Here is a 14,375-nt window from a genome sequence, read left to right on the forward strand (position 1 = left end):
GCAGGAGCGGAAGCGCCTCCAAGGAGGCGCTAGGCGGGGTCAGGCGACAGCGGGGGTGTCGTCGTAGGCGGCGAACAGTGAGTGAGCGTACTGGCTGCGTTCGCTCTCGTTGCGCAGCAGATCGATGAATTCCTTGGCCGGCGGGTTAAGGGTGCCCGCTTCGGCGGCGGTCACCACCTGGGCCTGTTCACCAGCTGCCAGTTCGGCGAAACCGGCGCCCAGCCGCTCGGTGCAGTAGCTGTTCACCACGGCCAGACCGTCACGCAGCAGATCGCGCAGATTGGCACCCTGCTGGACCTGGGCCTGCTCGTCGAAGGGATCGACGATGTTGGAGCGGTCGCCGTGGGCGTAGGGGGTCAGCATGTGGCGATCGATGAATTCGGGCAGGCGGGTATCGGCCTGTTCGCTATCGGCCTGCAGGTGCGCGCAGAGGGCGACCAGGGTGCGCCACTGGGTGGCGTTGAAGGATTCGGGCTTGTAACCGGACTGCGCGTTAGCGGAAAGGCCAAGGGCAAGTAGTGACGAGGAGGCAGCGAAGCGATCTTGTGAAACAGCCGTTTCCGTCTTGTGCATGTGCAAATCCCATACTCGTAGGCTGACTACCGGATGCAGCGCTCTGGCTCAGGCATCCATCCATCCGCGGCCCGTGAGGGGTCGCTTTAATCCGACCCGTTTATCGCATAAAAGTTTGCTGTTGGGCATCCCCAAGATGCACGCAAATGTGACCGGGGCGCGATCACTGGCGTCAGCGCCGCGGCCGGGTCCAGAGGTCGGTCGGGCGTGGCTCGTCGCGCTGGTGACGGGAGAGCATGGCGCGCGCGGCGCCGCGGCAGACCAGGCGCAGCTTGTCGGCGGTGCTGGTGCTCACGCGCTGGTCCCAGGCATGGCTGCCCAGGTGCAGCACCTGGACGCCGATCTCGCGGTAGACGCCGCGGGCGGTGGCGATGGCCCAGGCCGAGCGCAGGGGCAGGGCGGCGATGCCCTGGCGTGCCGAGTCATAGTAGGGCTCGGCCAGGCGTACCAGGCGCTCGGCCAGCTGGGCGACCGCTTCGCGATGGCGCGGCTCCGCCAGTTCGCCCGCTGGCACGCCGACTTCGTCGAGCCACAGCCGTGGCAGGTAGATGCGCCCGATACGGGCGTCCTCGACGATGTCGCGAGCGATGTTGGTGAGCTGGAAGGCCATGCCCAGGTCGCAGGCGCGATCCAGGGTTTCCTCGTCTTCGGCGCCCATGATGCGCGCCATCATCACCCCGACCACTCCGGCGACGTGGTAGCAGTATTCCAAGGTGTCTTCCAGTTCCACATAGATGCGTTCCTCGACATCCATGCGAAAGCCGGCGAGGTGATCCAGCGGCAGCGCCAGGGGAATGCCATGGCGCCTGACCACCCGCTGGAAGGCGGCGAAGGCCGGATCCTGCAGCGGCTCATCGCCGTAGGCGGCGCGGGTCAGGCGTTCCAGTTCGGCCAGGCGTTCGCGCCCGGCGCGGCGATCGCCGTCGACCTGGCCATGGCCCAGTTCCTGGCCATCGATGACGTCGTCGCAATGGCGGCACCAGGCATAGAGCAGCACGGCGCTCTCGCGGGTCTCGGGGGCGAACAGCTTGGCGGCCGCGGCAAAACTCTTGGAACCGACGGCGATGCTCTGCTCGGCGTGGTCGACGACGTCATGGGTGGCTGGCATGGCTAACCGTGCTCCTCGAGGATGACGCTGGCGGTGGCCTTGGCCGAGCCGACCACGCCCGGAACGCCGGCCCCGGGATGGGTGCCCGCGCCGACCAGGTAGAGGTTGGGGATGACACTATCGCGATTGTGCGGCCGGAACCAGGCGCTCTGGGTGAGGATGGGCTCCAGGGAGAAGGCCGAGCCAAGGTGGGCATTGAGCTCCTGGCGGAAATCGGCCGGGGTGAAGATGCGCGAGGTGACCAGGTGCTCGCGCAGGCCGGGCATGTAGCGCTCTTCCAGGTAGGCGAGGATCTTGTCGCGCAGGCGCGGACCCTCCACGCTCCAGTCGACGTCGGCATTGCCCAGGTGCGGTACCGGCGCCAGCACGTAGTGGGAGCTGTGCCCGGGCGGTGCCAGCGACGGATCGGTGACGCAGGGCGAGTGCAGGTAGAGCGAGAAGTCGTCCGGTACGCCCGGGCCCTTGAACAGTTCGTCGATCAGGCCGCGATAGCGCTGGCCGAAGCAGACCATGTGGTGTTCGAGGCCCACCGGCGGCTGGCTCAGGCCGAAGTGGATGACGAACAGCGACATGCTGTGTCGCTTGCGCTTGAGGCGGTTGCTCTCGACCACGCCATGGGTGTGGTGACCGAGTAGCTTGCGATAGGTATGCACCACGTCGGCGTTGGAGGCTACCAGGTCGGCCTCGAGCTGGCTGCCATCGGCCAGGCAGACGCCGGTGGCTCTATTGCCTTCGGTGAGGATGCGCTCCACCGGGGTGTTCAGGCGCACTTCGCCGCCGAGGTCGGTAAAGAGCTTCAGCAGACCCAGAACCAGCTGATGGGTACCGCCCTTGGCGAACCAGACGCCCCACTTGCGTTCCAGCGCATGGATCAGCGCATAGATCGAGGAGGTGGCGAAGGGATTGCCGCCCACCAGCAGGGTGTGGAAGGACAGCGTCTGGCGCAGCTTCTCGCTCTTCACGAAGCGCGACACCTGGGTGTAGACGCTGCGCCAGGCCGTGAGCTTGGCCAGCTTGGGACCCGCGGCGAGCATGTCGCCGACCTTGAGGAAGGGCTTGGCGCCGAGGCGGATGTAGCCTTCTTCGAACACCGCCTGGGAATAGGCCAGGAAGCGCTGGTAGCCGGCCACGTCGTCCGGCTCCAGGGCGCGGATCTGTTCGTCCAGCCGGGCCTGGTCGTTGACGTAGTCGAAACGGGTGCCGTCTTCCCAGCACAGCTGGTAGAAGGGGCTGACCGGCAAGAGCTCCACATAGTCGCTCATCTGCCGGCCGCTCAGGGCGAACAGCTCTTCCAGTGCCGAGGGATCGGTGAGGACGGTGGGGCCGGCATCGAAGGTGAAGCCCGCCTCCTCATAGACGTAGGCACGGCCGCCGGGCTTGTCGCGGCCCTCGATGAGGGTGGTGGCGATGCCGGCCGACTGCAGGCGGATCGCCAGGGCGATGCCGCCGAAGCCGGCGCCGATGACGATGGCCCGCTTGGGCGCGTTACCTTGGGTCATGGTGCTTCCTTGAACTGAGGGGGACGAGCCAGTGCGGCATCCAGGGCCGGTTTCAGCGGCACCGGCGGCTTGCCGGAGAGGATGCGCAGCCGATCGAAGGCGGTGAGGCGGCCGGCGTAGAAACGCTGGATCAGCGGTTCGCCGAGGCCATAGAACCTTTGCATGACGCGCACCCGGTGCTCGGGACGGCCAGCGAGAAACAGCATGCGATTGAGCAGGCGGAAAAAGCCCTGTTGCTGCCAGCGCCCCTGGGCGTATTGCCGCAGGCTGTCGCGCAGCACGGCGCTGGAGTTGAAGGGCTGCGCGGCCAGATGCTCCGCCAGGCGCACCGCCTCCGGCAGCGAGTAACCGGTGGTGGGGTGGAACAGCCCCGCGGCCAGGCCAATGGGCGCACCGGCGCTGACGTTGTCCCAGTAGCGGTCGAGATCGCCGCCCAGGGTGATGGGCAGCACGCCCTGTTCTTCGCGCAGCACCTCGGCGATTTCCCAGCCCTGCTGCCGGGCATAGTCGGCCAGGTGCTGGCGCAGGCGTTCAGCCGGGAGGCTTTCGCCGTCCGCATAGTAGGTGTCTTCGATCAGCAGCCGGTCGGGTGCCAGTGGCAGGCTGTAGACGAAGCGATAGCCGTCCAGCTGATCGACGGTGGCGTCCATCACGATGGGTTCGGCCAGGCCATGGGGGCGAACCAGGCGCACCTCCTGGCCGAGAAATTTCTGATAGCCCAGCCAGAGCGCCGGATCGGGTCGCGGGCCGCGGGCATCGATCACCGCGCCGGCGGCCAGGGTGTAGCCATCGGCGAACACCACGCCATCGTCCTGCAGGCGCAGCACCTCGCGGCCCAGCAGCAGGCGCTCGGCTGGCAGCCGGGCGCTCAATACCTCATGGAAGCGCTCGGCGCTGATGCTGGCATAGCCGCTGCCGAGGTGCCGCTGGCGCGTGGGGAAACGCACCTCGTAGCCCGGCCAGCGATGGGCGACCAGGGGCTCGATCCAGGCATGCTGCGGCGCGGTGAGGTCCGGCTCGTGAAAGGACCAGGTGTGGTTGCCGCCCAGCCGCGGACCGGCTTCCACCAGGCGCCAGTCCAGCTCCGGACGGGTTTCCGCCAGGCGCAGGGCGAGCAGGCCCCCGGCCAGGCCGCCGCCGACGATCAGCAGGTCAGGACGCACGTTCGAGTCCTCGTCGGGCCAGGCCATCCACCAGGCGGGCGGCAGCCGCGACGCCGCCGGCCGCCTGGGTAATGGGCACGAAGCGTTCGGCCGCCCGGCGATAGGCCGGGTCGGCCAGCACGGCGCCCAGGGCCTGGGTCAGGCGGGCCTTGCTGGCCAGGCGCGGTGCCAGGCAGATGCCGGCGCCGACTCGTTCCAGGCGGCGAGCGATGCCGGGCTGGTCGAACACCATGGGCAGGGCGAGCATGGGTTTGCCAGCCGCCAGGGCGTCCAGCACGGTATTGAAGCCGCCGTGGGTGATGACCGCGTCGGCGCGGGCGATGGCCGCCTCCTGGGGCGCGAAGTCGGTGACCCAGGTGGCGCCGTCGTCCAGCAAACGGCGTTCGGCATCGGCATCCAGACGTCCGCAATGGGCGATCAGCACCTGGACGCCGAGTTGGCGACAGGCCTGGGCGATGCGCCGGAACAGCGGTAGCCGACCACCCTGCAGGGTGCCGAAGGAGGCGAAGACGAAGGGCTGGCGCGGATCGATCTCCAACTCCAGTCGTTGCTCACGCACCGCCGGCGAACGCAGCGGTCCGACCTCGTGAAAGTGCGGCGGCGGGGCATGACGCGGAAAGTCGAAGCCCGGCAGGCACTGGCTCAGCTGCAGATACGGCGAGAAGCAGTCGTCGAGGGTCCGTCGCTCCCCCAGGCCGAAGGCCTGGGCCTGGCGCTGGATGACCTTGCCCTGGCCGCGCATCATCAGGTCGAACACCTGGGTGGCGCCCTGGACGATCTGCCGCTCCCGCTCGGTGCCGGGATAGGCGAAGGGCAGGGTGGGCAGCGGCAGGTGGGGCTCGCGATTCATCGGCACGGCGCAGGCCAGCGATGCATAGGGCAGGCCCAGGTGGTCGCCGAGCAGTCCACCGGCCGGTTCCATCTGGTCGGCGATCAGGTAGTCGACCCTGAGGTCACGCAAGGCGGCCGGGCCTTCGCGGCAGAACAGTTCGGTATTGCGCGCCATGTCGGCGATCACGCCGAGTACCGACCAGGGCTTGCTGCTGGCGGTCCGCGCCAGCAGGGGCGCCAGGCTGCCACGTGGATGGCTGGTCGCGCCCAGGGCCTGGAACTGGATGCCTGCCGGCAGCGCCCGCTCGCCCACTTCCACCTGGTGCAGCAGGGTGACCCGGTGGCCGAGCGCGACCAGCGCCTCGCCCAGCACCAGATGGGTGGACAGGTGGCTCGGCAGCGGCGGCGAGATCAGGGCGACATGCATGGCGGCGTCCGGTCGGGTGTCTGCCACTATGGGCACCGCTGCGGCGCGGCGTCCAGCAGCTCGGCCTGGCGCAAGCCGGCCAGATCCGCCGAGCCGGTACAGAAGCAGGCGATGCGCAGCTGTTCGATCACCACCCGGAAATGCGCGATCACCGCCTCGGTGGATTCGGTGGCGCCGGGCAGGGCCGCAGCGGCCTGGCCGGCCAGGTCCGCACCAAGGCGGATGGCCTTGGCCACGTCGATACCGTCGCGGATGCCGCCCGAGGCGATCACTGTCGCCTGGGGGCAGGCGGCGCGCACCTGGCGCAGGCTCTCGGCGGTGGGGATGCCCCAGTCGGTGAAGGCGCGGGCGATGGCGCGCTGCTGCTCGTCACGGGCGCGTTCGGCTTCCACCGCCGCCCAGCTGGTGCCACCGGTTCCGGCGACATCCAGCACCGCCACGCCAGCCTCCAGCAATTGCCTGGCGACCCGGCCCGACAGACCGGCGCCTACTTCCTTGACGACCACTGGCACGGACAGTTGTGTAACCAGATTTTCCAGGGCTGCCAGAATGCCGCGCCAGCGGCGATCGCCACCGGCCTGCACGGCTTCCTGCAGGGGATTGAGATGCACGATCAGGGCGTCTGCCTCGATCATCTCCACCGCGCGCCGCGCCTCGTCGAGGCCGTAGCCGGCCACCAGCTGTGCGGCGCCGAAGTTGGCCAGCAGCGGTACGTCCGGCGCCAGGCGGCGCAATTCGCCGGTCAGGCCCTGATCGCCACCCTGCTGCAGGGCGATGCGCTGGGAGCCGACCGCCAGGGCGATACCCAGGGTCTGAGCCGCCTCGGCGAGATGGCGATTGATCAGCGCGGCCCGCTCTGGCCCGCCGGTCATGGAGCTGATCAGCAGCGGCGCGGCCAGGGGACGGCCGAACAGGCGGGTGCCCAGGTCGATCTCGTCGAGATTGAGCTCGGGCAGGGCGCAGTGCGTGAAGCGATAGGCGTCAAATCCCGTGGTGACGGCGCTACGGGCCTTGTGGGGATCCAGCACGATGTCCAGATGATCGTTCTTGCGGCTTGCCAGTTCCCAATCCACCATGTCTTCTAGAGTCCGCCCTGAATGACCTTTCGTCGGTCGTTGTGGTCTGGTAGGGGACGACGGGTTCGCTTGGCGAAGACCTAATCCACCGAGGTGCGACCGTTCGTCGGTTCCACATATGGAGTATCTCGACTCATGGCGACCGTATTAGTGCCGAACGCGACAGACAATTTTGCCGCTTCGCTGCAATGGCAGCGTACCCGTATCGACGAGCGTCTGGCAGAGCTATTGCCGGCCGGGACCGATCCGGTCGCCGCCGCCATCCGCAGTGGGGTCATGGCCCCGGGCAAGCGACTGCGTCCGCTGCTGATGGTGCTGGCCGCCGAGGACCTGGGTCAGTCCGACGAAGCCGTCCTCGATCTGGGCTGCGCCGTGGAAATGGTCCATGCCGCCTCGCTGTTCCTCGATGACATGCCCTGCATGGACGATGCTCGGCTGCGTCGCGGTCGACCGACGCTGCACGTCGAATTCGGCGAAGACGTCGCCATGCTGGCCGCAGTGGCCCTGCTCAGCCATGCCCTGCGCCTGGTCGCGGGCCTCTCCGGCGTACCGGCGGAAACCCGTACCCAGATGGTCTGCCAACTGGCCGATGCGGTCGGCACCGCCGGTCTGGTCTGCGGCCAGTACCATGACCTGCACGGCGGTCGCCAGACGCGTCCGGCCGATGCCATCGCCCTGACCAACCAGCTCAAGACCGGGGCGCTGTTTTCCGCGGCCATGGGCATGGCCGGTGTCACCCTGATCACCACCGCCACGCAGCGCGAAGCCTTCCAGGTGTTCGCCTGCCAGCTCGGCCTGGCCTTCCAGTTGCTCGACGATCTGGACGACGGCAAGGGCCTGGGCAAGGACGCCGGCAAGGATGGCGACAAATCCACGCTGGTCAGCCTGCTCGGCCGCGACCATGCTCAACGCCAGTTACAAAGTCACCTCAGGCAGGCGCGCGAGGCTCTGGCCCAGGCCGATTGCGCCGAGGGCGCCCTGGCCGGACTGCTGGATATCGTCTTTCGTCCGCGTTAGGGCGAATTACTGGGCATCCGGCCCTCTAATCTCTCGATAACCCCGTTTTCGTGTGAGGAGTCCTGAGATGTCGAAGTGGAAAATTGCTTACAGCAACGTTGACGGCAACACCTCGGTGGTCACCACCGACGCTGACCAGAAGCCGGATATGGAGCGGGTCGCCCAGATCGTCCGTGACGATGCCCTGGAAGAGTACGACGACAGCGAAGTGCCACGGGATTACGACGAACCCACGGTAGCCCTGCTGGAGCGCCACGGCATCACCATCACCGGGATCACCGAAGAAGGCTGATCTCCTGGGTATCTGGCTCTAGGACTTGTTTGATGGGTAGCCGAGCGAAGGTCAGACAAGACAAAAATCAACGAGGAAGCGGAGTTTACGAGTGGTAAATGAGCATTCCGAGTTGATTTTTAATGCAGTATGACCGAGCGCAGGCCCCTTTCAGACAAGGCCTAGCGCAGGGGCCAGATGCCGCCATCTCCCACCACGAAGATCCGCCGCGCCGGATCGGGCGCCAGCAGGTGCCCGCCGGTGAAATCGCCAAAGGCCGGCAGGATCAGTACCTCGTCGTTTTCCAGGCAGAAGCAGGGCAGACGCAGCGCCTGGCGCCCACGGCCCTGCAGGCGAAAGGCCGGATGGATATGCCCGGCCAGCACCGGCAATCGCGGGTGCGGATCGGGCTCGTGCTGTAGCGACAGTCCATCCAGTTCCAGCGGTTCGCCCACCACGTCGATGCCCAGGGCGGCGGGCGGATCTCCCGCGCGGCGGTCGTGGTTGCCGCGGATCAACAGCAGCCGCAGATGGGCCTGGTGTTCCCGCCAGCGCTCCAGGGTATCCAGGGTCAGGGGCGCGCGGGATTCCGGGGCGTGCAGGAAGTCACCGAGAAAGATGATCTCCTGGCAGTCGTAGCGCGCCAGCAGGCTGTCCAGCCGGGCGATGTTGCCCGCGGTGGTGCCGTGGGGCACCGGTTGGCCCAGGGCCCGGAAGGCCGCCGCCTTGCCGAAATGGATGTCCGCCACCAGCAAGGCCCGGCGAGCCGGCCAGTAGATGGCCTTTTCCGCGAGCAGCCAGAGTTCGACACCGGCGAGGATGAGGGAGTGGTAGGCAGGCATGGGATCTCCGGAAAACGCTTCCTGCTCTGATGGCGGCCAGGTGCCAGGGTTCAGCCCTATTGGAGGGTAGGCCTGCTCGGCCAGCGCTCCATCTCTGCGGAAGAGGGTTGAAGTGAGGTCGAATTACTCGGAGAACGAGGCCGTGTTGTTTCCACGCTACGGGATACGCACCCGCGTAGGTTGGGTTGAGCGCGGCGAAGCCCAACAGCCCAATCCGGCATTGCCAACTCTGGGCTTCGAGCCAAACACAACCTATGACCACCATTGAGCCAGGCCAGGTGCGCCGTCGCCGGCAGCCCGGTAAACTGGCGGTTCACTAGAGTCCGGAGCGACCCATGTCGACATCCTTCGCCCAGATGCTGGAAAACATCACCCCCGATATCTACGAGGGCCTGAAGCTGGCCGTGGAGATCGGCAAGTGGCCGGACGGCCGCAAGCTCAGTCGCGACCAGGTCGAGCTCTGTCTGCAGGCGGTCATCGCCTACGAGGCCAAGCACCTGCCCGAAGACCAGCGGACCGGCTACATGGGGCCCCAGGAGTGCGCCTCCAAGTCGGTACCCATCGAGAACATCCTGTTCAAGTCCGACGCCATTCACTGATCGTCCGCGCCTTACCCGACGAGGTGCCCTTCGCCAGAAGAGGCACCTCGCGTCTTTATCAGAGTCCGCCCACCGTCTGCTGCGCGTCGGCCAAACGGCGTTGAAAAGGCCCTGGAGGGCCAGCCCCGTCGGAATGCTCATTTACCATTCGTAAACCCGAGCGCGGGTCCGGTCCGCTTCCTCAGGCGTTTTCGTAGGGCCGCCTAGGCCTTGTTTGTCGCTAGCTCGCGAGACGTCGAGCGGGCTCCAAGAAACCGAGAAGTACTACCGTGATGACCGAACTGGGCCGTGGCGCCCTGCGCAAGATGGCCGTGACCCTGGCCGACCCCGTCAACTACGCCTTTCGCCTCGATGAGCGCGAGGTGCCGGTCAATCCGCTGATCGGCCGTCGCGTACGGCTCGAATACCTGGGCGCCATCCATTGCACCCATTGCGGACGCAAGACCCGCAAGAGCTTCAGCCAGGGCTATTGCTATCCCTGCTTCACCGCCTTGGCCCAGTGCGACAGCTGCATCGTCAGCCCCGAGAAGTGCCACTACGAGCACGGCACCTGCCGCCAGCCGGAGTGGGGCGAGGCCCATTGCATGGTGCCCCACATCGTCTACCTGGCCAATTCCTCGGGCCTCAAGGTCGGCATCACCCGCGCCACCCAGCTGCCCACCCGCTGGATCGACCAGGGCGCCTACCAGGCGCTGCCGATCCTGAGGGTCGCCACCCGCCAGCAATCCGGGCTGGTGGAAGACGTACTGCGCAGCCAGGTAGGCGATCGCACCAACTGGCGGGCCATGCTCAAGGGTGTGGCCGCGCCGGAAGACCTGGCCGCGGTGCGCGAGCGGATCTTCGATGCCTGCGCCCAGGGCCTGGACGATCTCCAGGGTCGCTTCGGCCTGCAGGCGATCCAGCCGGTGGTCGACATGGCGCCCATCGAGATCCATTATCCGGTGACGGTCTATCCCACCAAGGTGGTCAGCCACGACCTGGAAAAGACCCCCGTGGTGGAAGGCACGCTGCTGGGCATCAAGGGTCAATACCTGATGTTCGACACCGGCGTGATCAACATTCGCAAGTACACGGCCTATCAGCTGGCCGTGTCCGCCTCCGCAGCAGAGATGTAAGGACGTAAGCCATGCGCACCGACCAGCCCCAGACCATCTACCTGAAGGACTATCAGGCGCCCGAGTACCTCATCGAGGAAACCCGCCTCCGCTTCGAACTGCATGACGACCAGACCCTGGTGCATGCCGAGCTGCGCCTGCAGCGCAACCCGACGCGTGGCGCGGGCCTGCCGCCGCTGGTGCTGCATGGCGAGGAGCTGGAGCTGCTGGCGGTGGCGCTGGACGACCAGACCCTGGCGGCTGGCGACTACCAGGTCGAGGCGGGCAGCCTGACCCTGCAGCCGCAGGGCGAGGCCTTCGTGCTCAAGACCTCGGTGCGCATCCATCCGGAAAGCAATACCGCCCTCGAAGGGCTGTACGTCTCCGGCACCATGTTCTGCACCCAGTGCGAGGCCGAGGGCTTCCGCAAGATCACCTACTATCTGGACCGACCGGACGTGATGAGCGTCTTCACCACCACGGTGGAGGCCGACAAGGGCAAGTACCCGATCCTGCTCTCCAACGGCAATCCCGTGGCCAGCGGCGATGCCGAGGGCGGACGTCACTGGGCCACCTGGGAAGATCCCTTCCCCAAGCCGGCCTATCTGTTCGCCCTGGTGGCCGGTGACCTCCGGTCCGTGGAAGACAGCTATCGCACCGGCAGCGGTCGTGACGTGGCCCTACGCATCTACGTCGAACCGGAAAACATCGGCAAGCTGCAGCACGCCATGGACAGCCTGAAGAAGTCCATGCGCTGGGACGAAGAGGTCTACGGCCGCGAATACGATCTGGACATCTTCATGATCGTCGCGGTGAACGACTTCAACATGGGCGCCATGGAGAACAAGGGGCTCAACATCTTCAACTCCAGTGCCGTGCTGGCCAGTCCGCGTACCGCCACCGACGCCGCTCACCAGCGCGTCGAGGCCATCGTCGCCCACGAGTACTTCCACAACTGGTCGGGCAATCGCGTGACCTGCCGCGACTGGTTCCAGCTGTCGCTCAAGGAAGGCTTCACCGTGTTCCGCGACGCCGGCTTCAGCTCCGACATGAATTCGCCCACGGTCAAGCGCATTGAGGACGTGGCCTTCCTGCGCACCAACCAGTTCGCCGAGGACGCCGGCCCCATGGCCCACCCGGTGCGCCCGGATCACTTCATCGAGATCTCCAACTTCTACACCCTGACGGTGTACGAGAAGGGCGCCGAGGTGGTGCGGATGCTGCACACCCTGCTGGGGCCGGAGGGCTTCCGCAAGGGCACCGATCTCTACTTCGAGCGCCACGATGGTCAGGCCGTGACCTGCGACGACTTCATCAAGGCCCTGGAAGACGCCAACGGCGCCGACTTCAGCCAGTTCAAGCGCTGGTACAGCCAGTCCGGCACCCCTCGCCTGGCGGTCAGCGAGCAGTACGATGCGGCGGCCAGGACCTATCGCCTGACCTTCCGCCAGAGCTGCCCGCCCACCCCGGGTCAGCCGACCAAGGAACCCTTCGTCATCCCGGTCCAGCTCGGCCTGCTGGACGGCCAGGGCCGCGACCTGCCGCTGCGCCTGGAAGGCGAGAGCGCGGCCCAGGGCAGCGACCGGGTGCTGTCGGTCACCCAGACCGAGCAGACCTTCACCTTCGTCGACGTACCCGAGCAACCGCTGCCGTCGCTGCTGCGGGGCTTCTCCGCGCCGGTCAAGCTCAGCTTCCCCTACAGTCGCGAGCAGTTGACCTTCCTCATGCAGCATGACAGCGACGGCTTCAATCGCTGGGACGCCGGCCAGCAGCTGGCCGTACAGGTGCTGCAGGGCATGATCGCTGGCGAGCCGCTGGACACCCGGCTGGTGGAGGCCCTGCGTACGGTGGCCGCCGACGAGTCCCTCGATCCGGCCATGGTCACCGAGATGCTGTCGCTGCCGTCCGAGGCCTATCTGGTGGAGCTGTCCGAGCAGGCCGATCCGGGTGCCATCCATGGTGCCCGGCGCCAGGCGCGGCGGGGCATCGCCGAGTCCCTGCGCGACGTGCTCTGGCAGCGTTATCGCAGTGCCCGTGAAGCCTCGCGCACCACGCCCTACCAGGCCAGCGCCGACCACATCGCCCGCCGCAGCCTGCAGAACGCCGCCCTGGGCTACCTCATGCTGCTGGAAGAGCCGGAGGCGCGCGATGCCGCCCTGGAGCAATTCGAGCACGCCGACAACATGACCGAGCGCCTGGCTGCGTTGAGCGCCCTGGTCAATTCCGGCTTCGAGCAGGAAAAGGCCGAGGTGCTGGCGCGCTTCTTCGAGGAATTCAAGGCCGATCCGCTGGTGATGGACACCTGGCTCAGCGTCCAGGCCTCCAGCCCCTTGCCGGGCGGTCTGGCGCGCGTCCAGGCACTCATGCAGAACCCGGTCTTCACCCTGAAGAACCCCAACAAGGTACGGGCGCTGATCGGTGCCTTCGCCAACGCCAACCTGGTCAATTTCCACGCCGAGGACGGCAGCGGCTATCGCTTCCTGGCGGACCAGATCATCACCCTCAACCGCCTCAATCCGCAGATCGCTTCGCGCCTGCTCACGCCCCTGACCCGCTGGAAGAAGTACGGTCCCGCGCGCCAGGCCCTGATGCGTGCCGAGCTGGAGCGGATCCTGGCCAGCGGCGAGCTGTCCAGCGACGTCTACGAGGTGGTGAGCAAAAGCCTGGCGTAGGGCCATCCACAGGTTGGGTTGAGCCTTGCGAAGCCCGACCTCGCCCGTCTCTGCAAAGCCTGACGCCCAGCGTCAGGCTTTTTTTCGTCCAGCTTTTCTCCGCAGCCAAGGCTTCTGGCTCAGCCTGCGAACAGGCGGCGCATGCCCGTGCCCGGCAACTCGTCTCCGCTCTGGCGCCGCTGGGCTGATAGAAATGCTTTAGGCTGGCAGCTGTATTCAAATCAGCTGCAGAACGAGGCGCCGCCGCCGACAGGCTGGGCAGGGTGTTTCGAGCGGCACCCAGACCCTGATCACCGGAAGAGAGCGGAGCGGCAGATGAGTCATGCACAGCTGATGGATTGGGGATTCGTCCTGATAACCCTGTGCAATATCCTGCTGATCGCCCTGGTGGTGTTTCTCCTGTGGCAGCGCTATGTCGCCAGCGACGCGGCTTCCAAGGCCGAGGGCGCTAACGAGGAGCCGGCGCCGGCCGTTCCCGAGGTGGTCGACAGCGCGCCTGCCGACATCCCGCCGCCGCCACTTCCCGCCAGTCCCGCCCCGGCGGCGAATCGTAACGTTGACCTCTTCGACGAGGGTCCGGAAGAGGTGTACGACGCCAACTATCCCGAGTGGAAGAAGAGCGACGACCCCTACGTCGAGGAATTGCTGTCGCACCGCGAAGCCCTGGAGCTCAAGGTGGACAACATGGTCATGCGGCTGACCCTGGCGCACAAGGTGGTGACCGGCCTGCGCGCGCAGAATCGCGAGCTGCGCGCTTCGGAGGCCCATGCGCAGCGCCTGCAGGAAGAGCTGACCCGCACCCAGACCAGCCTTGCCCAGCTGCGCCAGGAGCGTGACGCCCTGCTGGTCGAGCTACAACCCGGGCGCAAGGCGGACTCCGCGCCCCGGCATCCTACCGACACGGGTGCGCCTTCCTCGTCCTGAGCGGTGGTGTGCGGCGCTGGGCACCCTGCTGCTAGTGATCGGCAGCTGCGGACTGTTTTCGCCAATCTGCTCCAGGCCGCGGCGGCGCGCTCGCGCGAGCGCCTGGCGGATGCCTCCGCCGTGCAGTTCACCCGCCAGCCCCAGGGGCTGGCCAATGCCCTGAAGAAGATCGCCGCCCATCCGCTGCAGGGGCGGCTCTATCACCGCCGGGCGCGCAGCGTCGCCCACATGGTGCTGGGCGATTCGGGCGCCTCCTGGTTCGCCACCCACCCCCCCCCC

At 67.0% G+C, this 14,375-nt stretch carries 14 protein-coding genes; 7 read left to right on the forward strand and 7 right to left on the reverse strand.

Annotation, left to right across the window (positions count from 1 at the left end; translation table 11 throughout):
- Nucleotides 1–39: 39 nt before the first annotated feature.
- The 6 genes from GSQ95_RS10015 to fni form a co-directional block, all read right to left on the reverse strand.
- The gene (locus tag GSQ95_RS10015) at nt 40–573 is read right to left on the reverse strand and encodes a gluconate 2-dehydrogenase subunit 3 family protein (RefSeq protein ID WP_158896102.1); all 534 of its coding nucleotides are present in this window, start codon (nt 571–573) and stop codon (nt 40–42) included.
- A 172-nt stretch (nt 574–745) separates the two neighbouring features.
- Nucleotides 746–1,681: a phytoene/squalene synthase family protein gene (locus GSQ95_RS10020; protein WP_158896100.1), complete on the reverse strand. Its 936-nt coding sequence runs from the start codon at nt 1,679–1,681 to the stop codon at nt 746–748.
- 2 nt (nt 1,682–1,683) lie between these two features.
- Nucleotides 1,684–3,180: a phytoene desaturase gene (locus GSQ95_RS10025; protein ID WP_158896098.1), complete on the reverse strand. Its 1,497-nt coding sequence runs from the start codon at nt 3,178–3,180 to the stop codon at nt 1,684–1,686.
- Entirely contained in the window at nt 3,177–4,370 is a 1,194-nt protein-coding gene (gene crtY, locus GSQ95_RS10030; RefSeq protein ID WP_158896096.1) for a lycopene beta-cyclase CrtY, read from the reverse strand. The genes GSQ95_RS10025 and crtY overlap by 4 nt, the downstream gene beginning before the upstream one ends.
- Nucleotides 4,333–5,601 (reverse strand): glycosyltransferase, encoded by a 1,269-nt coding sequence (locus GSQ95_RS10035; protein ID WP_256664541.1) that lies wholly within the window; start codon nt 5,599–5,601, stop codon nt 4,333–4,335. Before GSQ95_RS10035 ends, crtY begins: the two co-directional genes overlap by 38 nt.
- A gap of 26 nt (nt 5,602–5,627) precedes the next feature.
- The gene (gene fni / locus GSQ95_RS10040) at nt 5,628–6,677 is read right to left on the reverse strand and encodes a type 2 isopentenyl-diphosphate Delta-isomerase (protein WP_158896092.1); all 1,050 of its coding nucleotides are present in this window, start codon (nt 6,675–6,677) and stop codon (nt 5,628–5,630) included.
- A gap of 135 nt (nt 6,678–6,812) precedes the next feature.
- Between fni and GSQ95_RS10045 the strand changes: the two genes are divergently transcribed.
- Both GSQ95_RS10045 and GSQ95_RS10050 read left to right on the forward strand, forming a co-directional pair.
- Nucleotides 6,813–7,694: a polyprenyl synthetase family protein gene (locus tag GSQ95_RS10045; protein ID WP_158896090.1), complete on the forward strand. Its 882-nt coding sequence runs from the start codon at nt 6,813–6,815 to the stop codon at nt 7,692–7,694.
- Nucleotides 7,695–7,761: 67 nt separating this feature from the next.
- On the forward strand, nt 7,762–7,986 hold the full coding sequence (locus tag GSQ95_RS10050) for a hypothetical protein (protein ID WP_027602825.1): 225 nt from the start codon (nt 7,762–7,764) through the stop codon (nt 7,984–7,986).
- 161 nt (nt 7,987–8,147) lie between these two features.
- Here GSQ95_RS10050 and pdeM read toward each other — a convergent pair whose 3' ends face one another.
- The gene (gene pdeM / locus GSQ95_RS10055; RefSeq protein WP_158896088.1) at nt 8,148–8,807 is read right to left on the reverse strand and encodes a ligase-associated DNA damage response endonuclease PdeM; all 660 of its coding nucleotides are present in this window, start codon (nt 8,805–8,807) and stop codon (nt 8,148–8,150) included.
- A gap of 335 nt (nt 8,808–9,142) precedes the next feature.
- Between pdeM and GSQ95_RS10060 the strand changes: the two genes are divergently transcribed.
- From GSQ95_RS10060 to GSQ95_RS27135, 5 genes are all read left to right on the forward strand, one after another.
- Nucleotides 9,143–9,406 (forward strand): YeaC family protein, encoded by a 264-nt coding sequence (locus GSQ95_RS10060; RefSeq protein WP_007162881.1) that lies wholly within the window; start codon nt 9,143–9,145, stop codon nt 9,404–9,406.
- Between the two features lie 272 nt (nt 9,407–9,678).
- Nucleotides 9,679–10,521: a DUF2797 domain-containing protein gene (locus tag GSQ95_RS10065; protein WP_158896152.1), complete on the forward strand. Its 843-nt coding sequence runs from the start codon at nt 9,679–9,681 to the stop codon at nt 10,519–10,521.
- 11 nt (nt 10,522–10,532) lie between these two features.
- Complete coding sequence (gene pepN / locus GSQ95_RS10070) at nt 10,533–13,172, forward strand: aminopeptidase N (protein ID WP_158896086.1); 2,640 nt, start codon at nt 10,533–10,535, stop codon at nt 13,170–13,172.
- A gap of 315 nt (nt 13,173–13,487) precedes the next feature.
- A complete protein-coding gene (locus tag GSQ95_RS10075; protein ID WP_158896084.1) occupies nt 13,488–14,096 on the forward strand; it encodes a hypothetical protein in 609 nt (202 codons plus the stop codon).
- Nucleotides 14,097–14,102: 6 nt separating this feature from the next.
- The coding region (locus GSQ95_RS27135) for a M48 family metalloprotease (protein WP_372241639.1) at nt 14,103–14,375 on the forward strand (273 nt) is incomplete at its 3' end.

Origin of the sequence: Pseudomonas sp. BAV 4579 (assembly GCF_009765395.1) — a bacterium.
GTDB lineage: Bacteria > Pseudomonadota > Gammaproteobacteria > Pseudomonadales > Pseudomonadaceae > Chryseomonas > Chryseomonas aestiva.

Bases quoted from the DNA above. Each gene is read 5' to 3' on its own strand.
- GSQ95_RS10015 (WP_158896102.1), bottom strand. From the start codon at position 573: ATGCACAAGACGGAAACGGCTGTTTCACAAGATCGCTTCGCTGCCTCC.
- GSQ95_RS10020 (WP_158896100.1), bottom strand. From the start codon at position 1,681: ATGCCAGCCACCCATGACGTCGTCGACCACGCCGAGCAGAGCATCGCC.
- GSQ95_RS10025 (WP_158896098.1), bottom strand. From the start codon at position 3,180: ATGACCCAAGGTAACGCGCCCAAGCGGGCCATCGTCATCGGCGCCGGC.
- crtY (WP_158896096.1), bottom strand. From the start codon at position 4,370: ATGGCCTGGCCCGACGAGGACTCGAACGTGCGTCCTGACCTGCTGATC.
- GSQ95_RS10035 (WP_256664541.1), bottom strand. From the start codon at position 5,601: ATGCATGTCGCCCTGATCTCGCCGCCGCTGCCGAGCCACCTGTCCACC.
- fni (WP_158896092.1), bottom strand. From the start codon at position 6,677: ATGGTGGATTGGGAACTGGCAAGCCGCAAGAACGATCATCTGGACATC.
- GSQ95_RS10045 (WP_158896090.1), top strand. From the start codon at position 6,813: ATGGCGACCGTATTAGTGCCGAACGCGACAGACAATTTTGCCGCTTCG.
- GSQ95_RS10050 (WP_027602825.1), top strand. From the start codon at position 7,762: ATGTCGAAGTGGAAAATTGCTTACAGCAACGTTGACGGCAACACCTCG.
- pdeM (WP_158896088.1), bottom strand. From the start codon at position 8,807: ATGCCTGCCTACCACTCCCTCATCCTCGCCGGTGTCGAACTCTGGCTG.
- GSQ95_RS10060 (WP_007162881.1), top strand. From the start codon at position 9,143: ATGTCGACATCCTTCGCCCAGATGCTGGAAAACATCACCCCCGATATC.
- GSQ95_RS10065 (WP_158896152.1), top strand. From the start codon at position 9,679: ATGACCGAACTGGGCCGTGGCGCCCTGCGCAAGATGGCCGTGACCCTG.
- pepN (WP_158896086.1), top strand. From the start codon at position 10,533: ATGCGCACCGACCAGCCCCAGACCATCTACCTGAAGGACTATCAGGCG.
- GSQ95_RS10075 (WP_158896084.1), top strand. From the start codon at position 13,488: ATGAGTCATGCACAGCTGATGGATTGGGGATTCGTCCTGATAACCCTG.